Source organism: Bacillus sp. OV166 (genome assembly GCF_900177675.1).
Lineage (GTDB): Bacteria > Bacillota > Bacilli > Bacillales > Cytobacillaceae > Neobacillus.
Map to the genome: position 1 here is coordinate 2,758,760 of NZ_FXWM01000001.1, position 20,507 is coordinate 2,779,266.

The 20,507-nt window shown below is 36.4% G+C and carries 26 protein-coding genes; 17 read left to right on the forward strand and 9 right to left on the reverse strand.

Translation table 11 applies throughout. The annotated features are described in order from the left end of the window. Positions 1-300: 300 nt before the first annotated feature. Positions 301-669 (forward strand): hypothetical protein, encoded by a 369-nt coding sequence (locus CCK98_RS13230; RefSeq protein ID WP_088087019.1) that lies wholly within the window; start codon positions 301-303, stop codon positions 667-669. A 44-nt stretch (positions 670-713) separates the two neighbouring features. Here the strand turns inward: CCK98_RS13230 and CCK98_RS13235 are convergent, their stop codons facing one another. Together CCK98_RS13235 and CCK98_RS13240 are read right to left on the reverse strand one after the other, a co-directional pair. Continuing rightward, the gene (locus CCK98_RS13235; protein WP_088087020.1) at positions 714-902 is read right to left on the reverse strand and encodes a hypothetical protein; all 189 of its coding nucleotides are present in this window, start codon (positions 900-902) and stop codon (positions 714-716) included. 135 nt (positions 903-1,037) lie between these two features. Beyond that, positions 1,038-1,235: a hypothetical protein gene (locus tag CCK98_RS13240; protein WP_066253763.1), complete on the reverse strand. Its 198-nt coding sequence runs from the start codon at positions 1,233-1,235 to the stop codon at positions 1,038-1,040. A 197-nt stretch (positions 1,236-1,432) separates the two neighbouring features. Here CCK98_RS13240 and CCK98_RS13245 point away from each other — a divergent pair, with 197 nt between their 5' ends. From CCK98_RS13245 to CCK98_RS13285, 9 genes are all read left to right on the forward strand, one after another. After that, positions 1,433-2,419: a LacI family DNA-binding transcriptional regulator gene (locus CCK98_RS13245; RefSeq protein ID WP_088087021.1), complete on the forward strand. Its 987-nt coding sequence runs from the start codon at positions 1,433-1,435 to the stop codon at positions 2,417-2,419. A 156-nt stretch (positions 2,420-2,575) separates the two neighbouring features. After that, complete coding sequence (locus tag CCK98_RS13250) at positions 2,576-4,009, forward strand: sucrose-specific PTS transporter subunit IIBC (protein WP_088087022.1); 1,434 nt, start codon at positions 2,576-2,578, stop codon at positions 4,007-4,009. A 67-nt stretch (positions 4,010-4,076) separates the two neighbouring features. Continuing rightward, on the forward strand, positions 4,077-5,558 hold the full coding sequence (locus CCK98_RS13255) for a sucrose-6-phosphate hydrolase (protein WP_088087023.1): 1,482 nt from the start codon (positions 4,077-4,079) through the stop codon (positions 5,556-5,558). A gap of 317 nt (positions 5,559-5,875) precedes the next feature. Beyond that, positions 5,876-6,598, forward strand: a complete 723-nt coding sequence (locus CCK98_RS13260) for a sigma-70 family RNA polymerase sigma factor (RefSeq protein ID WP_088087024.1) — start codon at positions 5,876-5,878, stop codon at positions 6,596-6,598. Positions 6,599-6,625: 27 nt separating this feature from the next. Further along, the gene (gene clpP / locus CCK98_RS13265; RefSeq protein WP_088087025.1) at positions 6,626-7,207 is read left to right on the forward strand and encodes an ATP-dependent Clp endopeptidase proteolytic subunit ClpP; all 582 of its coding nucleotides are present in this window, start codon (positions 6,626-6,628) and stop codon (positions 7,205-7,207) included. Between the two features lie 277 nt (positions 7,208-7,484). Continuing rightward, positions 7,485-7,940, forward strand: coding sequence for a GNAT family N-acetyltransferase (locus tag CCK98_RS13270; protein WP_088087026.1), 456 nt, complete (start codon positions 7,485-7,487; stop codon positions 7,938-7,940). Positions 7,941-7,962: 22 nt separating this feature from the next. Then, on the forward strand, positions 7,963-8,352 hold the full coding sequence (locus tag CCK98_RS13275) for a DUF4440 domain-containing protein (RefSeq protein WP_088087027.1): 390 nt from the start codon (positions 7,963-7,965) through the stop codon (positions 8,350-8,352). 118 nt (positions 8,353-8,470) lie between these two features. Beyond that, positions 8,471-8,797, forward strand: coding sequence for an antibiotic biosynthesis monooxygenase (locus CCK98_RS13280; RefSeq protein WP_088087028.1), 327 nt, complete (start codon positions 8,471-8,473; stop codon positions 8,795-8,797). A gap of 120 nt (positions 8,798-8,917) precedes the next feature. After that, entirely contained in the window at positions 8,918-9,133 is a 216-nt protein-coding gene (locus CCK98_RS13285) for a hypothetical protein (protein ID WP_088087029.1), read from the forward strand. A 252-nt stretch (positions 9,134-9,385) separates the two neighbouring features. Here the strand turns inward: CCK98_RS13285 and CCK98_RS13290 are convergent, their stop codons facing one another. The 3 genes from CCK98_RS13290 to CCK98_RS13305 form a co-directional block, all read right to left on the reverse strand. After that, positions 9,386-9,604: a hypothetical protein gene (locus CCK98_RS13290; RefSeq protein ID WP_088087030.1), complete on the reverse strand. Its 219-nt coding sequence runs from the start codon at positions 9,602-9,604 to the stop codon at positions 9,386-9,388. A gap of 576 nt (positions 9,605-10,180) precedes the next feature. Next, positions 10,181-10,402, reverse strand: a complete 222-nt coding sequence (locus tag CCK98_RS13300) for a hypothetical protein (RefSeq protein WP_088087032.1) — start codon at positions 10,400-10,402, stop codon at positions 10,181-10,183. 138 nt (positions 10,403-10,540) lie between these two features. Beyond that, positions 10,541-10,858: a hypothetical protein gene (locus tag CCK98_RS13305; protein ID WP_088087033.1), complete on the reverse strand. Its 318-nt coding sequence runs from the start codon at positions 10,856-10,858 to the stop codon at positions 10,541-10,543. A gap of 235 nt (positions 10,859-11,093) precedes the next feature. On the opposite strand from CCK98_RS13305, the gene CCK98_RS13310 reads away from it, so the two are divergent. Both CCK98_RS13310 and CCK98_RS13315 read left to right on the forward strand, forming a co-directional pair. Further along, positions 11,094-11,669, forward strand: coding sequence for a DeoR family transcriptional regulator (locus CCK98_RS13310; protein ID WP_088087034.1), 576 nt, complete (start codon positions 11,094-11,096; stop codon positions 11,667-11,669). Between the two features lie 80 nt (positions 11,670-11,749). Beyond that, positions 11,750-12,403 (forward strand): YcnI family protein, encoded by a 654-nt coding sequence (locus CCK98_RS13315; protein WP_088087035.1) that lies wholly within the window; start codon positions 11,750-11,752, stop codon positions 12,401-12,403. Between the two features lie 135 nt (positions 12,404-12,538). Here the strand turns inward: CCK98_RS13315 and CCK98_RS13320 are convergent, their stop codons facing one another. Both CCK98_RS13320 and CCK98_RS13325 read right to left on the reverse strand, forming a co-directional pair. Continuing rightward, the gene (locus CCK98_RS13320) at positions 12,539-13,276 is read right to left on the reverse strand and encodes a metallophosphoesterase (protein ID WP_088087036.1); all 738 of its coding nucleotides are present in this window, start codon (positions 13,274-13,276) and stop codon (positions 12,539-12,541) included. A 72-nt stretch (positions 13,277-13,348) separates the two neighbouring features. Continuing rightward, on the reverse strand, positions 13,349-14,446 hold the full coding sequence (locus CCK98_RS13325; RefSeq protein WP_256942338.1) for an AbrB family transcriptional regulator: 1,098 nt from the start codon (positions 14,444-14,446) through the stop codon (positions 13,349-13,351). A gap of 212 nt (positions 14,447-14,658) precedes the next feature. Between CCK98_RS13325 and CCK98_RS13330 the strand changes: the two genes are divergently transcribed. Next, positions 14,659-15,171 carry a hypothetical protein gene (locus tag CCK98_RS13330; protein ID WP_088087037.1) on the forward strand — a complete coding sequence of 171 codons (513 nt, stop codon included), beginning with the start codon at positions 14,659-14,661 and terminating at the stop codon, positions 15,169-15,171. Positions 15,172-15,232: 61 nt separating this feature from the next. On the opposite strand, the gene CCK98_RS13335 is transcribed toward CCK98_RS13330, so the two are convergent. Beyond that, positions 15,233-16,495, reverse strand: coding sequence for a nitrate/nitrite transporter (locus CCK98_RS13335; RefSeq protein ID WP_088087038.1), 1,263 nt, complete (start codon positions 16,493-16,495; stop codon positions 15,233-15,235). A gap of 237 nt (positions 16,496-16,732) precedes the next feature. Between CCK98_RS13335 and CCK98_RS13340 the strand changes: the two genes are divergently transcribed. The 4 genes from CCK98_RS13340 to CCK98_RS13355 all read left to right on the forward strand — a co-directional run bounded on the left by CCK98_RS13340 (position 16,733) and on the right by CCK98_RS13355 (position 19,438). Then, positions 16,733-17,539 carry an HAD family hydrolase gene (locus CCK98_RS13340; RefSeq protein ID WP_088087039.1) on the forward strand — a complete coding sequence of 269 codons (807 nt, stop codon included), beginning with the start codon at positions 16,733-16,735 and terminating at the stop codon, positions 17,537-17,539. A gap of 143 nt (positions 17,540-17,682) precedes the next feature. Beyond that, positions 17,683-18,246 carry a DUF2062 domain-containing protein gene (locus CCK98_RS13345; RefSeq protein ID WP_088087040.1) on the forward strand — a complete coding sequence of 188 codons (564 nt, stop codon included), beginning with the start codon at positions 17,683-17,685 and terminating at the stop codon, positions 18,244-18,246. Between the two features lie 128 nt (positions 18,247-18,374). After that, positions 18,375-19,193, forward strand: coding sequence for a histidinol-phosphatase (locus tag CCK98_RS13350; RefSeq protein WP_256942552.1), 819 nt, complete (start codon positions 18,375-18,377; stop codon positions 19,191-19,193). A 65-nt stretch (positions 19,194-19,258) separates the two neighbouring features. Beyond that, positions 19,259-19,438, forward strand: a complete 180-nt coding sequence (locus CCK98_RS13355) for a hypothetical protein (protein WP_088087042.1) — start codon at positions 19,259-19,261, stop codon at positions 19,436-19,438. A gap of 133 nt (positions 19,439-19,571) precedes the next feature. Here CCK98_RS13355 and CCK98_RS13360 read toward each other — a convergent pair whose 3' ends face one another. After that, positions 19,572-20,393 carry a GDSL-type esterase/lipase family protein gene (locus CCK98_RS13360; protein ID WP_088087043.1) on the reverse strand — a complete coding sequence of 274 codons (822 nt, stop codon included), beginning with the start codon at positions 20,391-20,393 and terminating at the stop codon, positions 19,572-19,574. Between the last annotated feature and the right edge of the window lie 114 nt (positions 20,394-20,507).

Genomic DNA, 20,507 nt, shown 5'->3' on the forward strand with positions numbered 1-20,507 from the left:
TTTTGTCCGCATGGAGTGGACACTTTGATATTGCTGGAAACAAAAAGGGTTACGTAGATTAGCTACGTGCCCTTTTTTGTTCATTTTCACATTTTAGGTCACGTAGAGCAGGTCTACGTGCCCGAAATTGTATAATTCCACCGATTAGGGTCACGTAGAGCACGTCTACGTGCCCGAAATTGTATAACTCCACCGATTAGAGTCACGTAGAAAATTTAATAAATAATTGGCTTACTGAATCTTCCAATGGTAAAATATAGATGATGGTATGTTTCAAATCTGCAGGTGAGGTGACCCTTTATGGGAAGGGAAGTACACTTTAAAGAGGAAGAATTCGTACTGAAGTTAACAGGGCTTTTAAGCATTTTTGCATTAAAGTGGCAGTTAAAAATTCCTTACAAAGTGATTAAAAGTGTTTATATTGATGATTTTGATCCTCTAATGTGGATGCTCCGCATGCCTGGAACCGCCATTGCACCGCTCAATATTTACGAAGGCAACTTTAAGTTTGGTAATGAATGGTACTTCCTTTCATGTGAACATAAAGTACCACTTATCCATTTTGAATTAGAAAATTTCGGAAAGTATAAATATGTCATTTTTGAAATTGAAAACCCAAGAGCTGTAATGATTGAATTAAGAAAGAAATTAAGAGAGTTGGAAGAGTGAATAATGCACATAAAAAAGAAAAAAGTGTAATGATGATTGCGTCATTACATTTTTTTTCTTTTTCCTTTACGTTTTTTAACTAATCTACTAACAATATAAATACCGCCAATTAGAGCAAATAAATTTAATGGATCCCCAAGGTTAATATTCAAAGTGAAATTATTAGTTACCCTGACATCATTTTTATTGTTATTCGAACCTGGTTGATTATTAATTTCTTTCAATTCCTTCACAAAAAATCACCCCTCTAATAAATATAGTATAATTATATTCACAAAAAATTCCAACTTTAAAAAGCTAGGCGTGAATACACTAGTAATCTACAAAAATAATGACGCCATTCTATTAAGAATGGCGTCTAAAAAAGATTAATATAATTTTTTTAAGTTAAATAGTTTAGAGAATAAAGTTTGATTTTTATCAGTTACCTTTAATTCTTCCATGATTAATTTTTCTTGATTGGTTGTAATCCAATTCTGTAATTCTTGTTTATCTTTACAAAGCGTATAATATGTTTCCCCACCTTTTCCAAGTGCGTTGACAACATATCTACAAGTGTTCGCCATAATGTCCACCTTTAAAAATAAATTATTGTTTTCTATATGGATTATATCAGGCTTGAAAAAATAGTCCATCATTATTTTTCATCAAAAATCAGCAAATAAGGCCGTTTACATCGAATGTTTTATCTAATTTCGATTATTGAGTGGAAATTGTGTATAATACATTCATAATAGTGATTGGTTTAAATGGAGTTGAAGATATGATTACAATAGCGGATATAGCAAAACTGTCGGGTGTTGCAAAGAGTACGGTTTCTCGTTACTTAAACGGGGGATCTGTGGGTGAAAAAACCAGTAAAAAAATTGAAAGTGTCATTAAAGAAACGGGATATACACCTAATAAATTTGCCCAAAGCCTAAAAGCTAAGAAGACAAATATTATTGGCACGATTGTCCCAAGATTAGATTCATTCGCCACATCACAGACACTGATTGGGATGGATGACCAGCTAAGGGAACAAGGCTATCAATTAGTAATATCCAACTCAAGTCAGGATCTCGATCGAGAAATTGAAAACATATATAGTTTGGCCAAACAAAAGGTAGCTGGAATAATTCTTCTTGCAACCGAAATCACCGAAAGACATATTGAAGCCTTTGATAATATTCAAGTACCCACCATATTAGTGGGGCAGGAGCATACTAATTTTCACAGCGTTATCCACGATGATTATCAAGCCGCATACGAGTTAGGCCAATATATTCTGGAAAAAGGACATAGAAGAATTGCCTACTTAGGTGTTTCAGAAAGGGATATAGCAGTAGGTGTCAAACGAAAAGCTGGGTTCATGAAGGCAGTTTCAGAACAACCTGGGTGTGAAGTTCATTATTTTGAAACAAGCTTTAAAATTGAAGATGCAATCAAAAATGTCCCCAATATTATTAAAAGCTTCCATCCTACTATTATTGCTTGTGCAACTGATAATATCGCTTTAGGTGCTTTAAGAGCAGCAAATATGGAGGGGCTAACGGTGCCTGACCACCTTTCTATTACTGGATTTGGCGGCTATGATGTCACGAAAATCACATTTCCAGGCATCACAACAGCTAAGTTTTTCTATAAAGAGGCAGGACATGTAGCCGCAATGAATATAGTTAAATTAGTTAATGAGGAACAAATAGAAAAAACAACACTTTCAAAATTTAAAATAATGGAGCAAGAAAGCGTTGACAAGGTAAACTATTAATCTTATAATCTAGATGAAACCGGTTCCACTTTAATACATTTAATTTTGGAACCGGTTCCTATGAAAACCTCTTGGAACTCGTTCCTTTAATTGATTTTTTTTAAATAATTTCGGAACCGGTTCCACAAAATAACTGATAGGATAGGGTGATTGTTGATGAATTACAAAAAGATTGCTGAAGAGATACTTGATGCAATTGGTGGTAAGGAAAATGTATCGGCAGCAGCACACTGTGCAACAAGATTACGAATGGTTTTAAACGAAGATGAAAACATTGATAAAGCTAAATTAGAAGAAATGGATGTAGTTAAAGGTACTTTTTCAACGGGTGGTCAATTTCAAATTATCTTAGGGTCAGGAACAGTAAATGAAGTATACAAGGAACTCGCTAAACTAACAGGATTATCTGAAATGTCTACTAAGGAAGTTTCCAAAGAAGGATCAAAGAAGCTAAATCCTATTCAACAATTTGTCAAAATGCTATCGGATATCTTTGTTCCGATTATTCCAGCCATCGTTGCCGGCGGTTTATTAATGGGAATCAATAATCTCTTAACTGCGAAGGATTTCTTTATTGCAGGAAAGTCATTAATCGAAGCTTATCCAAATATCGCCGATTTGGCTGGACTTATAAACACGTTTGCTAATGCAGCCTTTGTATTTTTGCCTATTTTAATTGGCTTCTCCGCAACACAGCGGTTTGGTGGTAACCCATATCTTGGAGCCGCACTTGGAATGCTCATGGTCCATCCTGACTTATTAAATGGTTACGGGTATGCTGATGCGGTAGCTAAAGGCGAAGTTCCAATTTGGAAGATTTTTAACTTTGAAATCGAAAAGGTAGGTTATCAGGGCTCTGTGCTTCCTGTACTAGTTTCATCATTTGTTTTAGCAAAAATTGAAACATTTTTACGAAGAAGAGTCCCTTCTTTCCTTGATAACTTAGTTACACCATTATTATCTATTTTTATCACAGGAATTCTTACGTTCACATTAATCGGACCGATCACACGTGGAGCGGGTAACTTGCTAACAGATGGGTTAGTTTGGTTATATGACACAACTGGTTTTATTGGCGGAATTTTATTTGGTCTTGTTTATGCTCCAATTGTCATCACTGGAATGCACCACAGCTTCATCGCCATTGAAACGCAGCTATTGGCTGATATTGCAAAAACAGGCGGTTCATTCATTTTTCCAATCGCAGCCATGTCCAATGTGGGTCAAGGAGCGGCAACGCTGGCAGTCCTTACATTGACTAAGGATGCGAAAGTAAAAGGAGTGGCTTCTGCTGCAGGTATTTCAGCACTTCTAGGTATTACTGAACCAGCCATGTTCGGGGTTAACCTTAAGTTAAAATATCCGTTTATTGGTGCAATCGTAGGTTCTGCCGTAGGTTCCGGCTTTGTTACCTTGTTTAAAGTGCAAGCTATTGCCATGGGGGCTGCTGGTTTACCAGGTATCATTTCTATAAAACCAGGAACAATTACTTTCTATATTATTGGCATGGCGATTTCTTTTGCTGCGGCTTTCCTAGTTACTATTTTTCTCGGGAAACGCGATGCGAAAAAGCAAGTATCAGCCAAATAGATATTTATAAAATCGGAAAGGGAATCATTAATGATTCTCTTCCATTTATTTAAGGAGTAGAAACATTATGGAGTGGACTAAAGAGAAAAGATACCGCCGAATTGAAGATGAAAGCCCTGAAGCAATGCAGGAATTAATGAAAAAGGTAAATGCTTGCCCTTGGAGGCAATCGTTTCATATACAGCCTAATACAGGTTTACTAAATGATCCAAATGGCTTTGCTTTTTATAATGGTTACTATCATTTATTTTATCAATGGTTTCCATTAGGACCTGTCCATGGGTTGAAATATTGGTACCATGTGAAATCAAAGGATCTAGTGCATTGGGAAGACGAAGGAATAGGCATTGCACCGGGGGATTTTTTCGATAGCCATGGAGCATATTCAGGCAGTGCAATTGAACAGGATGGAAATTTATTTTTGCTGTATACAGGGAATACACGCGATGTAAATTGGCAAAGGCATCCATATCAATGTTTGGCTGTTATGAATGAACAAGGAGATATTGAAAAAGAGAACCTGCCAGTAATCTCAACTGTACCAAGTGGTTATACAGACCATTTTCGTGATCCAAAGGTGTGGAAGTCTGAGGATGGCCAATATTATACAGTTATTGGTGCACAACGTGATAATTTAACCGGTACTGCTGTCCTTTATCGTTCGTCCAATTTAAAACAATGGAACTTTGAAGGAGAATTAGCAACGGAGCTAGAGAATTTTGGTTATATGTGGGAATGCCCGGATTATTTTGAACTCGCCCATCAAGGCATTTTTGTATTTTCTCCTCAAGGGCTCGAACCCCATGGCGATGATTTCCATAACATTTATCAATCAGGGTATATTCTGGGAAAGAAGCTAGACCTGCCGAATAGAAATTTCGGCCACGGTGATTTTCGTGAGCTTGACCGCGGCTTTGATTTTTATGCCCCGCAAACGACACTTGGACCGGATGGGAGAAGAATTCTCATTGGCTGGATGGGATTACCGGAAATAGAATATCCAACGGATCCTAACGGCTGGGCTCATTGTTTAACAATTCCTCGCGAACTAAAGGTGAAAAATGATAAATTAATCCAACAGCCAATAGAAGAAATGAAACTGCTTCGAAAAGTTGAACAAAAAATTACGGACTTTATTGAGAATGATGTGAAAAGCTTCCCAGGTATGAATGGTACAACCTTTGAATTGTATTGTGAAATGTCTGATATTTTTGCAGAAGAATGTGGAATCGAGTTTCGGGCGAATGATACGAAAAAAACCGTAATTAAATATCATCTTGCCGAACAAAAGGTGATTTTGGATCGCAGTTATTCTGGTGAGGAGGTTGGGATTTCTTACGGGACAAAAAGAGCATGTCACCTTAATAGCAATAAGATTTCGATTCATATGTTCGTAGATACCTCTTCTGTTGAGATATTTATTAATGATGGGGAAGAAGTCTTTACAGCACGGATTTTCCCAGAGTCAGATTGTGACCAAATTAGGTTCTTTGCTTCAAAAGGCAGTGTTATGTTCAATATAAAGAAATGGGATTTAAAGAAGAAGTAGGTGTGAATTATTTCTTACATTGTTTATAGAAATAAACTAAAGCTGTTGAGTTAATCGACAGCTTTTTGTTAACTATTTAATTACATTATAATCATGTATAGAAGCTCCAATTATATTTGAAAACTTCGAACTATAAATCAGGCCTAATTATAAAAGGAGCGTTTTCTAAAGTTTTTCTTTTGATTTCTAAAATGGTCAAGTTTATATTAAATAGCAACAACATAAAGTAACTCTAACAAAAGAAAATTTATTTCCCCCGTATCTTTTCATCCCTCTCGAAACGTTTAAAGTGTAGAGAGTGCAAAAGGAGTGAAAACATGTCACACAATCTTAGAGAAGCTAACTTAGCAAGGTCACAGAACGAAGATAGGTTCGAAAATGACTTTTGGATCGAAAATTATCCAAAACTTCTGCGATATTGTCACTTTCTTGCCCACAATCGATGGGATGGAGACGAAATCGCACAGGAAACCTTTATTAAGGCCTTAAAATATGGCAATCACTCGCAAAAGCTTACCACTGCATTGCTAAATAAGATTGCCTATAATCATTGGATTGATATGCTTCGAAAAAGAAAAAATGAAACGGTTGAGGCAGATTCCGATTTTTCCACTCATTCTTTAACAAATCAACTTGATAACACAAGGGAATCGGTTGATATACTCCTAAAGAATTTCACCCCAAACCAAGCTATTATCTTTTTGTTAAAAGAGGGGTTTCAATATCAGCTGAAGGAAATCGCCTCGATGTTAGATTCTACAGAAATGTCTGTGAAGTCCAATCTTCATCGTGCGAAAAAGCGACTCGAAAAAGCAAACGAAGAGAAGCAAGTTCAGTCAGTTGACTTGTTTTGGGAAGAAGAAGAAAGGGAGCAGCTATCGGACCTATTTTATGAAGCATTAAAAAATCAAGATCCAACCATCCTTATTCAAGCACTTCCTTTACGAACAAGTATTAATAAAGTTCCTAAGATCATGACAGGTAAATTACATTCCAAACCAAATTTCACTCCTTCAAGCACTCTCTGTATGGCTGCATAGCCAAATTGCTATTAAGGAGGGGTCGGAATGAGTACCATTCCATATGTAATTGAACAATCTAATCGTGGAGAACGTTCTTATGATATCTATTCACGACTGTTAAAGGATCGAATTATTATCATTGGTGATGAAATTAATGAACACACGGCCAATAGTGTTGTTGCCCAATTATTATTTTTAGCAGCAGACGCACCAGATAAAGAAATTTCGCTCTATATCAACAGCCCAGGAGGTTTGACTACAGCGGGTTTTGCCATTTTTGACACGATGCAATACATTAAGCCGGACGTCAGGACGATCTGCACTGGGATGGCTGCATCATTTGGGGCGATGTTACTGCTTGCTGGAAAAAAGGGAAAACGGTACGCACTGCCAAATAGTGAAATTATGATTCATCAGCCGTTAGGTGGAGCCAAAGGGCAGGCAACGGAAATCGAGATTTCTGCACGAAGAATCTTAAAGCTAAGAGAGCATATCAATAAAATTATTTCAGAACGGACCGGCCAACCGCTTGAAAAGGTAGCAAAGGATACGGACCGAGATTACTTCATGAGTGCCGAGGAAGCAAAAGAGTATGGGATTATCGACGAGATTCTCTACCCAAAATGAGTTTTTATGAAAGAGGGATAGTGTATTAAAAAATGCGACCGATAGAAGCTGAACTAGTCTACACTTATTCTAGGGGTGCGCATTTGACATTTTAGAGAATCAAATTAGCAGGTTACTTGTGTCAGGTCAAGTTCAAAATCAAGTTGGGTACAATCGTTGAAGAAAGCTGCCATTGGCAGCTTTTTTGATTGGATATGGAAATATTAAAAAATATACTAGAACTATTCCTGCTAATAGTTTAATATATTTTCCAATATAGAAACTAGGGGGATTTTCTATGGATATAAAAATAGATAATTTAACGGGAGCAGAAGTGGCTGAATTGGTGGGGGAGCATCTTCATGGTATGAGACTGAATTCCCCCCCAGAAAGTATCCATGCATTAAATCTTGATCAATTACGAAAACCAGAGATTACTTTCTGGAGTGCATGGGAAGGAAGTGAACTACTTGGATGCGGGGCTTTGAAAGAACTTGATGATCAACATGGAGAGATCAAATCCATGCGAACATCTTCCTCACATTTAAGAAAAGGTGTTGCCAAACAACTTCTTAACCACATAATCGGAGAAGCCAAACAGCGTGGCTATCACAGGCTGAGCTTGGAAACAGGATCAATGGATGCTTTTGAACCAGCAAGAAGACTATATGCAAGTTTCGGGTTCCAGTTTTGTATGCCTTTTGCGGATTACATGGACGACCCAAATAGTGTATTTATGACAATGGATTTATAATTATGTTTGGGAGGGATAGATGATGGAACACGAATTAAAAGAGGTCATCAAAAAGTGTGATATGGCAATTAAACAGGAAGATTTTGATACGCTGATGAATTACTATACCGATGATGCCATTCTTGTTGTAAAGCCTGGAATGATTGCACGCGGAAAAGAGGAAATCAAAAAAGCATTTATTGCGATTGCAAATTATTTCAATAATAGTGTTGTACCAACACAGGGTGAAATGATTATACTAGAAGCTGGAGACACGGCATTAGTCATTTCACAGACACTACTCGCTGCTGATAAAAAGGATTCGGAATATTCTATGGATAGAAAAGCGACCTATGTATTTAAGAAAAATTCACAAGGGGATTGGCTTTGTGCCATCGATAACTCTTATGGGACAGAATTAATCAATAATTAACTAGACGAAGGTATAAAAGGAGTTGGTTACCTACCATTTGTAGATAATCAGCTCCTTTTTTCATAAGTGAAAATGTATTAAAATTATGATAGGATTAAACTTTTTGGGGGAATGAAATATGAGTAGAATTGCACAAACGCCTGAACCACCCTACTACGCAGTGATTTTTGCTTCACAGAGAACTAAAGGTGACAGTGGTTATGGAAAAATGGCAGATAAAATGGTAGAGTTAGCTTCTCAGCAAAAAGGATTCTTAGGTGTGGAAAGTGCAAGGGATGAAGAGTTAGGAATTACAGTTTCATATTGGGATTCATTAGAATCTATAAAAAACTGGAAGGAAAATTCTGCTCATAGAATAGCACAGGATAAAGGGAAAAAAGAATGGTACAAGAATTTTTCTCTCAGAGTATGCCGTGTAGAGAGACATAACTTTTTTGAAATGTGACTTTAATAGTCTGCTGATTTTTGTATTAATTACCTTGATATAATGGTGCTTTTAAGTGTAAAAAAATGAGGTGAATAATTCACCTCGACAATAATTCTGTATATTATTACTTTTCTCTATGTGGATACATTTGATGCCATTGCTGCCAGGTACCATGAGGATGATGGTGATGCCATTGCTGCCAAGGTACCCAAGGATGTTGTTGTTGCCACTGATGATGAGTGCCATGAGGATAGTGATGATGCCACTGCTGCCAAGGCATATAAGGGTGTTGTTGGTGCCATTGTTGCCAACTACCGTGTGGATTGTGCTGATGCCACTGTTCCCAAGGCATAAATGAGGATTGTGATTGACCATGACCATGAGTCATTAAAATTCACCTTCTTTGCAAAAAATTAATTCTTTATAGCTTATGCATTGTATATTTTGAAGGACATATTTCCACTAAATTTAGGCTAAATTACCAATAATTTACACTGTTAGAGGATAAAAAATCAACTGTGAATATATTTCAAGGTTGTGAAAACAAAAATAAAAAGAACGCACATATTAGAGATGAAAATCTAACATGTACGTTCTTATTCTTGTTTACCGCTTTTTCTTTTTTGAATTATCTACAACAAGTTTATTTTTATTAACGACCTCTATGGTAACCTGAACATGAATATTGAGATCATCAATATTCTTAACACTTGCAACTTTTGCCTTTCGACCTTTAATTTTTAACTCTTCACCTTCGGTTGGAACACGATTAAGCAGCTGAGTTAATAAAACGTTATTTTTTTCAATAAAATGAACAGCAAACATTTTGGTCTCACCTATTTCTTATGGTATGTGATACATAAAAAATGCTCATATAAAATATATGAGTTAAATTTAGACCAAATTACTAATACAAAAAAAAATTGAAAAATGCTGTTTACCTCAATTTTAGCTGGGGGTAATAATCGTAACTTTTCAAAAGAAAAAAACTGTGTAGAATTAATATTGGGTATGTTTATTGAAAAATGAAAGATACATAAATGCGTTCGGGGGCGATTACTCCAATTAGAGGATTGGAATCCAAACCAAGGACATGTAAGAAATGAAGATGTTTCAATTGTAAAAGTGGGAGCTGAAGAATCATATGAATGGGCACGAACCGTTGCCCTTGGTTTTTCGAGCGACCAGAACACAACGGAGGATTCAATCGAATCCGTAAGAGGTTTTTTAAATTTATCTCATTCAGCTGCTTTTTTACGACAAAACCGAATAACACATCCGCCAGGAATATGGAAAGAAACGGTTTTAAATTAGCTTTTAACAAGGTAATTATGAAGAGTTCACTATTTTAGTAATCTTGTATAGAGAGGCAAAAGATTACTTCCAAGGCTTACAGCTAGTTTATTTGACTAATATCCTTTCATTAATTATTCTTACAAAACGAACTAAATAGGAATTTATAATATAATTCCCTTGATCATTTTTCACGATAAAGTATTTGTTACGCTCCATCATTTCAACTACTTCTTGTTCAACATCTTCTTTATTAACATCTAATTCTTTTATCATTTTTTCGGTTATTATCTCATGATCAAACGTATAGCAAACTGTAAATTCCTTCAATCTAATTTTCCTTTCTGTAATTAATTGTAGTTAATGAATAGAAAATTTCTTCTTTTTTTCAAAAGTACTTCTGTAAAAAAGAAATCTACCCCTCGAATGAAGTGGGCAGAAGCCACACAAGGGGGTATCTTGTAATATCTATTTCTTCTCCACTTTAACTAAACCTTTACCTAAATTATTCTTATCAAAATAGCATATGACCACATCATGAACGCGTATCTTATCACCTGAAAGGATGTTCTTTGAAGAAAAGATGATATCTGTTCCGTCATCACTTTTTCCGTAGTATTGCTTCCCTTTGATTTTACTAATCTTGTATTCTACCGTGGTGTACTCAGAGGAACCATTGTTTTTAGTTATTGTATTGTTAACAGGAGCAGAAGTATGATCTTTTACTAATACTAATGCTATTAAAATTGATGAGAGCACCAAAAGGATGATCACTCTTTTAATCATTGTACTCTACCTCCTTCTATGTATTTTAAGAGAAATGTTAGGAATGTAAATCCTTCTATTTTCCTTAGTCTTTATACCTATTTCTTGATTCAACCAATTTTAGTTTTGTGAGAAAATGTGATTTTGTTGATAAAATTTCACAAGTTATTCACATTCATACCTTGTTAATATCTTAAAGGTATTCTAATCTTATTATATAAAAGTAATTTCTACAAATCTTGGAGGAGGTGCACAATTGTTACCTATTGAACGTCGACAGCAACTATTAACTTGGTTAAATAATGAAGGAACCCTATCGATTACAGAAATTAGCAATCGTTTACAAGTTTCTGAAATGACCGTTTATCGAGATATAAAGCCATTAATAGAGGACAAAAAGGTCATTAAAACTTCAGGTGGAATCTGCTTAACACAAGAAACTACCATTTCTTCATGCGCATGTAAATATTGCTTGAAAGAATCAAATAATCGCCACCCAGTTCAAATTATAACCCACGAGTTAAGGGTAGAGCACCTTTGCTGTCCTCATTGTGGCTTATTACGATATAAGGACATAGAAAAAGATGTTTCTCAAATCATTTGTCGCGATTTCCTTCAGGATACGACCATTAGTGCAAAAATGGCGTATTTCTTACTTGACGCAGATTTTAATTTGAATTGCTGCCAGCCACAAGTATTAGCTTTTGATTCATTAAAACATGCCGATCAATTTCAAAAAGGCTTTGGTGGCATAGTTCTTCGATTCGAAGAAGTCATCATAGAAATACAAAAAAGAATGAATGGTCAAAGTGGATGTGGCTGTAATAAATGAGAATGATTTGTAGAATGAAAGTAAGTAGGTAGATTTTACTATTGTTTGCAGTAAAAAATAAAAATAGAGGAGCAAAAAGGATGAAACGTACATTGAAAAAGATTTCTAAAGTGTTTTTACCAACAGTATTAGGTTTATTATTATTCTCAAGTGTAGCAAGTGCTCATGTGACAGTAGTACCGAAAACGTCGACAACAGGTGCATGGGAAACATATACAGTTAAAGTTCCCGTTGAAAAGGATATAGCCACGACAAAATTCACGTTAAAAGCACCAGCTGGAGTTGAAATTAAGTCTTATCAGCCAGTCCCTGGATGGAAATATTCCGATGAAAAAGATGCGAAAGGTATAGTAAAATCATTTACTTTCGAAGCAACAGGTGACGGAATTTTACCAGGTCAATTCCAGCAATTTACGTTTGTTGGAAAAAACCCTGAAACGGCAACTAAAGCAGCTTGGGATGCTTTTCAATATTATAAAGATGGCAGCATAGTAGAATGGACAGGGGACGAAGGAGCAGATAGCCCTCATTCCATTACTGACATTGTTGCAGGCGCATCAACGGATGACCACAACGACAATGCTAAAATAGAAGAAACGAAAAAAGAAGAAACAAAAACAGTTGAAGCTAAAAAAACAGACTCTGATAACACTAATTCACTTCCGACCATCTTATCGGTTGTTGCAGCCTTGTTATCATTAGTGGCTCTCGTATTTGCCATTCGTAAAAAGTAATACTTATTAAAAAAATGACGATAAGCTTGGAATGATCCAAGCTCATCGTCATTTTTTAAGGAAATTATAATCGGGGGCTATTATTTTACGAATAAAAAAGTCTGCGCGGGGTTAACTTAGATGCGGTAAACAGAATTACATAAATTTCAAATGTTGATTGCCATAAAATATCTTTAAAATATATTCCGCATCAGGTACATTCAATCTGTTAAAACCGATCAGAAATTCTTTATTGTCATACGGCACTTCTCTAAAAGCAACAGAAATATCTCCCTGTTCACCAATCGTCACAACAGCGTAGGTGGCCAATGGCTTATAATTACAGCCCAAAGAGCTTGGGTTGAGATAGAGTCGCTCCATGGATTTAAAGTGATGGATCACGTGATGATGGCCAAAACAAACAATATCCGCATTAGATGTCTGGTAAAAGGCGTCAAGTTTCTCCTCGGTTGGCTCTTTATCCACGGAGATAAATTTATTTTGTTCACTCAAATGGTAGTGAACAAAAAACAATCTTTTACCATTGTAAATCGATTCTAATGTGACAGGAATCTCGGTTAAAAACGGAATAAACTTATGGTCTAGATGGGCTGCAATCCATTGATGATGTACCTTTTCACTACCCCTGCTATAAGGCTCTCTACCTGCAATAATATCCAAAATAGCTTCATCGTGGTTTCCCATTACAAACGAAATATCAGCACGTGAACTTAGGAGCTCAAGAACCTCATTTGTTTCATACCCAATCCCGATCAAATCTCCCAAACAATAGATATGCTCAGTCTTTTCGTCCTTGTCAATCTCATTCAAAACTGCTCTTAATGCCGAATAATTACCATGAATATCCGTTATGATTGCTATTTTCTTCTCCATTTTCTAATCTCCGTTTTTCCCATAGTTTACACATCTGCAAGTAATAAAATACAAATATTTGGAACATGGGACCTAAGGGGTCTTTGCTGTTTTTCTCATCCCGACTTTAAAAATCCATCTTAGAAGCGGTGGAACGGCAAAGTAAATAAAAAAGAGTCGAAAAAGTTGATAGCCGGTCACCATCGATAAATCGGCATGGACCTCATGAGCGAGAATTCCCATTTGATCCATTCCTCCAGGAGCCAAAGCTAAAAAACTGGTTGAATGGTTGATAGGGTAGTAAGCAACAAGTAATAAACTTAGCCCGCTGGAGACCAAAATCATTACCATTCCACTAAGGAACGCAAGTGTAATAATTTTTGTTTTGTGCTCCAGTTTTTCAGGCTTTAATAGCAAACCAATGTACCCGCCAATCATAAATTGAGATACATCAAGAATCGAAGCTGGTAACGCCGGACCATGCAAGCCAGATAAATGGATGACCGCTGTTCCTAAAATTGGACCTAACAAATAGGGAGTAGGAAATTTGAATTTCCGAGCTAGAAATGCACAAACCACACAAATAACAACAAACCAAATGATGGTTGGAAAAAGTGGGATAGGGGAGACTGTACCACTATTAAACAAGTCCGAAGTTGTGTTTGTCGTATTTTTAAAAAGCGGACCTAATATAAGAAAAGGAACAAAGAAAATAATCATTATTAATCTAGCTACCTGAAGAAAGGTCACCGTAGTAATGTTAATTCCTTTCAATTCTTCGGCGAAAATAATCATTTGTGATAGCCCGCCCGGAATACTTCCAATCAACACGGTTGGATAATCTACACCAGTTAACTTAGAAACAACAAAAGCAATTCCAGCACAAAAACAAACAAGTAATACTGTCATCAGCAACATGGAAGGCAGTTTGGCCATTATTTCCAAAAGTGCATCTTTTGTGAACGAGAGGCCAACCGAATATCCGACAATCACTAAACCTATGTCGCGAATGGAACTAGGCCAGTAAAATTGAACTTTTCTAAACCTTGAGCCAATTAAAACAGCTGCCATCGGTCCTAGCAGCCATGGAATAGGTGTATGTAGTGCAACGAACGTAATTCCTCCTATTAAAGCGATTAACAATGAGACACAAAATCGAATCCTTTTGTCGTCATTTGCAAATTTGATCAAACAGAACCCTTCTATCTCTATAAATTAGTTGAATATTAGCAACCTTGAAGCAAGGAAACACGATATTTATGTAATTCCGCTCTTAAACTATTTTATCATGGTGTGGAAATTTAATCTAAACTAGTGCATTAGAGTGAAGTAATTTTGGGGAAAATTACACATAATAATCGGGAAGTTTACATGGAAAATATAGCTGGAAAGGAGAGTAATATATGAAAACACCATTTATTTTAGGACTGGGTATTACCTTCCTCTTATTAGTCCCACTTGGCATGTATACAAATATCTTCCCATTCTGTGCGATTGGCTTAACTGGTGCAGGTTTATCATTCATATTAATTAGTTTAAAAGTAAAAAATGTCTGGAAGGGATTCACCAGGGTACAAGAATTACCTTATATCGGTTCATCGGTCATGTGGATCTATCGCTTCGGGATTCTGGGACTTGGAGCTCTAGCCTTGTTCAGCGCTTCTGCGTATTGGGCAGATTCACCGGCTTACATAAAAAAGAATTACACAATATTAGAAGGGATTCCTTCAAAAATTGTTTATGAGAAACCTTCCAAGGGTGAAATCCAAGGGACTATTACTGTAATAATCCATAATAAACGCTTAAATATATCTCCAAATCCACAATATCCAATCGAAAAAAATGTGGAAGGACGCCGTTTCCTGATAAACTACCTGCCAAACACGGAGTGGGTCATGGATTACAAAATCGAATAATAACAGAAAAAAACTAGGAAGCTCCTTATGAGTTCCCTAGTTTTTTGTTTAATTAAGAAAATTAATTTACCTGACTTTGCAAAACTTCTTGTCGCTTCTCCACGATAATCAATCCACCCACTAACCCAAGAGAGGCAAATATGACAGGAATAATAAAACCATATTGGTATCCAACACTACTTGCAGATGCGTGGAAATGGTCTAACACTTTCCCAAAAATACTTGGCAAAAGAACAGCACTTAAAAAACCGCCCATATTAGCAAAGCCAGAAACAACCCCGACTTCTTTGATATCGAAGGATTTTCTAACAATCGCAAACGTTAAAGCACTTGCTCCATTTCCGTATCCAATAAGAAAGAAAATAATCGTAAGCATTAAGACTGGCGGCTTTCCATTCATGAAAAGGAAAGACGCCCAGCATAAAAACACAATGCAGTGAACAATAACATACGGACGTTTAATCGAGTCTAAGCGGCTGGAAATCCAGCTAGTTAATGGAGCACCAATAATTGCCCCGAAAAGTCCTACCATAATCAGTTGACTCGCATCTGAACGAGACAATCCATAAACATGCATCCCATAGGGGACAGCCCACGAACCAATAAATCCTACATACGTTCCAACAGTACCAAAGTGACAGAAGAACGTGGCCCATGCTTGGCGGGTAGAAAAAATACGACGTAACAAAATCAGCGTTTTTTCACGCGGCTTTTTCTGTTTTTTAGGTAGGGTATCGTTCCATTCAAAAGTCTTTGGTTTTTTTACTAGGACATAGTAGAGAAGCACTCCACAGAGAACTACCATAATTCCCGATGTAAAAAATGGGGGGCGCCAGCCTGATCGTGTAATCCATGCAGAAAAGGGGACGGTCGCTAGTAAAAAGCCAAAACTCCCTGCCATTCCAGCTATGCCCAGTAATCCAACAAACTCCCTCACTTTAAACCATTGATTTAGGATCAACACTAAATTAACCCAAATAGCTGAATCACCCGTACCTACCAATAATCTAGCCAAAAGAAGCACTAGTTCATTCGTGGCTAGACTATAAATTAATGTACCTATTCCAGTAAGAAGCGCCCCAATCACTAGAAAAAAGTTGGGGCCAAACCGATCAGACAAGATCCCAATAGGAATTTGCAGACCAGCATAGGCAAAAAATTGAATACTTGTCAGTAATCCAATCGTAGAGGCTGTAATGTTGAAATCCTTCATCAATTGATCGGAAATTAAACCTGGAGCTGTTCGTTGACTAACAATTAATAAATACGTTAATAAAATTGATACAAAAACGACCCATCTATACTTGCTATTTTGTTTTTCCAATGTTCTCTTCTCCTGTTTGCTATAATTTCCTTATTATACTATATAAATCTTAATTAGGGTCTATCGAGACACTGGCTTTTGTCAGTGTCACTTATTATATTGAAAAGTTTATTTGTGCTTTTACATTGTCCGCTAATACTTATGCACTAACTTTTGATGGGAAAGGTTCATTTTATCATGAAAATGAAGTTAACCCATATACTTATGTTACACCACTATTTAAGGGGGGATTGGTTCATGAATCAACAAACCTTAATATTGGATTTAGATGACACCTTGATTCACTGTAATAAATACTTTGTAGAATCTAGAAACAGCTTTGCAAATGTGATGAAGAAATGGTTTAAATCCGTACCAAAGCAGGAAATTCTCCAAAAACAATCTGAAATTGATATAAAATCTGTTGAAAATAATGGCTTGCATTCTTCCTTATATACGCAATCCCTAGTGACAACCTATCGGTATTTTTGCGAAAAAACGGGGAGAAAAATGAAAGCGTCTGAACTAAATCGAGTAGAAAAAATTGGTCAAAGTGTTTTTCAAAGAAAGGTGAAACCTTTTCCTTATATGTATGAAATCTTGGATACCTTACAAGCAGAGCAGCATCAACTATATTTATTTACTGGAGGCGATGAAGAGAATCAAAATAGGAAAATTTCCCAATTGCGCTTAACGGATTACTTTGAAGAAAGAATCTTTATCTTTGAACATAAAACCACAGAAGCATTGCAACAGGTTTTAAACAATATAAACGCAGACAAAAAGAAGACTTGGCTGATCGGAAATTCACTCAAAACAGACATCAAGCCGGCGATTGAGCTTGGTCTAAATGCCATTCATATCCCAGCGGAAATAGAATGGAGCTATAATATCGTGGATATTGAAATTGAACCAAATGGTACCTATGCCGAATTAAAATCACTTATTCAATTGCCAGTGTATATAAGAGAACAGGCATATTCTCGTGGAAAAACTAGAAGGGATTCTGTCAAAGAAATCCTGTCTCAAGAATGGGTTCATTTAAATAATGAAGTTAAAGCCTAAGCAGTGAAATCCCATATAATGCAGAGCTGGTTCCAAGATGGAATCAGCTCTATTTTTATTCAATTAATTGATTTCTTAGAATAGTAGTTAGGGCTCATATAGAGTATAATAAACTTATCTAATGTAGTAAGGAGATACCCATCATGAGCATAAAACCAAAAAAGTATAATTTTTTGCAGCGATTTGGACGTGCTTTTAAGTTTAATATTACTAAACTTCTACGGTCTCCTGGTGGAGCTAGAAAAGTATCCTTAGGATTTGCGCTGGGCCTTGGTTTGGAAATGTTGGTTCTTTCAACAGGTTCGCTTATTTATATATTATTTGTACCAATCGTCCGTTTAGCGAAAGGTTCATTACCTGCATCCATTATTGGTAATGTCATCGGGAAACTAACCCTTCTTCCAGTACTTCTGTTACCTTTTGCAAAAAAAATTGGGAAATTGATTTTTCCGATGAAAGTAAATATAGGTCACAAGTCATCATTTTCTTTTCAAAAGTTAATCCATGGTGATCTTCATAGTCTAATAAGTATCCTTCATGGAGGCTTCCATACTTTAATAGGTATGACCATTTTTGGGATGATTCTAAGCTTTAGTTCTTACTTTATTGTTTATTATTTTTATGAAAAAGAAAAAACAAAAAGGCTTAAAAGAAGACGCAATAAACGAGAAACACCTCTTAATTCAATCAAGCAGAATTATGTTTAATTGTTTCGAAAAAGAAAACGCCTCCACTTAACATCTGAAATAGTGGAAGGTGTTTTCTTTTTTTTACTTTGATTAATCTTTTCTGATATATGTACATATTAATAGGTGAGGTGATTAACGTGGACAAGTTGAATTCAAATCCCAAATTTGATTTACATACACATCATGATCGTTGCGGCCATGCACGCGGTAAGATTCGTGATTATATTGATGCCGCGATTGAACGAGGTCTAAGTGTAATCGGGATTGCCGATCATTCCCCTTACTTTAGTAGTGACGAAGACCAGCTCCGTCCCCATATCGCGATGGCAAAAAGTATGTTTCCCGAATACGTCAACGAAGTACTGCAGCTGAAACAAGCTTATAGCGATAAAATCGAGGTTCTTCTTGGAGTGGAATCTGATTTCTTCCCTGAGTCAGTGAAGATTTATCAATCCTGTTTTGAGCCGTACCCATTTGATTACATCATTGGTTCGGTTCACCATGTGGACGGGGTGAGTATTTTTAATAAAAAGCGCTGGAATGGGCTTACAGAACAAGAAAAAATCAGAACGAAAGAAAATTACTATTCGCTTATTGAGCAATCGGCTCGAAGTGGGATGTTTCAAATCCTCGGCCATATTGATGCCATGAAAGGATTCTATCCTGCCTTTTCATCCATCCAGACAGCTGCAGTTGAAAATACAATTAAGGTGATTGGAGAAAATGATATCGCGATTGAAATCAACACATCCGGAAAAACAAAAGACGTTGGCGGCTGGTATCCGTCTGATGATATTTTAGAGCTGGCACTTCACTATGGTGTGAAGGTAACGTTTGGATCGGATGCCCATGATCCACATCGAGTAGGGGACGAGTTTGATCAAGTTCAACGGCGGCTTAAGGAAATCGGCTTCAAAAAATGGGTTTATTTTAAAAATAAAGAGAGAGTCACAGTTAGGATTTAGGAAATCCATGCTTTGTATATTTATTCTTGAATTACAAACACTACAAGTAAAAAGGCGGTGTAATCATGGATAAAGAGAAAAAGAATGTACCTCAAGAGTTTCAAAATAATGTAAATGATCATAAAAATAGCAAAACAAATCTTACAGCTAACTTAGAGGATAATGATATTCAGCCAGACAGCGCCATTATCACTGGTGGTGGAGATCCCAATCTTTCACCTGATTCGGGAAGACCTCTAATATAGTGTTAAGCGATTTATTTTTAATCAAAAAAAACACCTTCTCACATTCATTTTCCTAAAAATGAAACGAGGAAGGTGTATTTTTGAGTTGGTTTTTAAGCTGTTAAAGAGTTCTTTTACCGATCTTCCTTCGGTTCTATACGGTGCTTTTTCTGAATTGATGTTTAAATTGATAAATCATTTGCTCCGAAATGGCGGTATATCCAGCCAGATTTGGATGAACACCATCAGGGGAAAGATTTTGCAGGTGGTCCCCGTTAATGACCTTTGTTGTTTCAATGACAATCGACCGTGGGACTTTATGAGCGACCTCATATATATTAACATTCCAATTTGGCAGCATTTTATCTGCCAGAGGGTACAGTTGGTCATCTGGTGATAATGGATTATACAATTCTAAGAATACAATTGTGACCTTTGGATTTAGCTTGGTAATTCTCGATGTAATCTCAGACAAATTTTTCGAGAAGGTGGTTTGCAATTGGTCATAGCTTTGAATGACGGTACGAAAATTTTGCCCGTTTGCCATTCGAAGAATATCATTGCCGCCCACATTAATCGTGACAATGTCGGATTGCTTGATCGATTCATCAAATCGACCCTCTTGAACCAAGTCATTTAATTCACTACTGGTGATCCCATTGATCCCTTGATTTTGAAATTCAATTTGTTTTGCGGTTTGTTCTGCCAATTTGCTAGAAAATAGACTGACAAAATTTTCATTCTTTCCTGCACCGACTCCACGTATAATAGAATCACCAATCGCCAAATGGTGAATCTGAGAAGTTATAGCATTTCGATAATAATTGAGATAAGAGACTTGGTCAGAACTCTTATTAACCACCGCAACCGCGTGTTTTTTCATTTGGTGGATTTGGTACTGCGGGTAATAAAACCACGCAGAACTACCAAGGCCAATGAGGAATACAAAAACTATTAGATATTTTACTATTTTCATACCAACCACTCCTTGAATATTCTATTATATCAAGAATAACAAGTGAAAATAAGTAGGAGTTGATTTCCAGTTAAAATAAGGTAAATAGAGATACAACTGAAAAATTGGTATGAA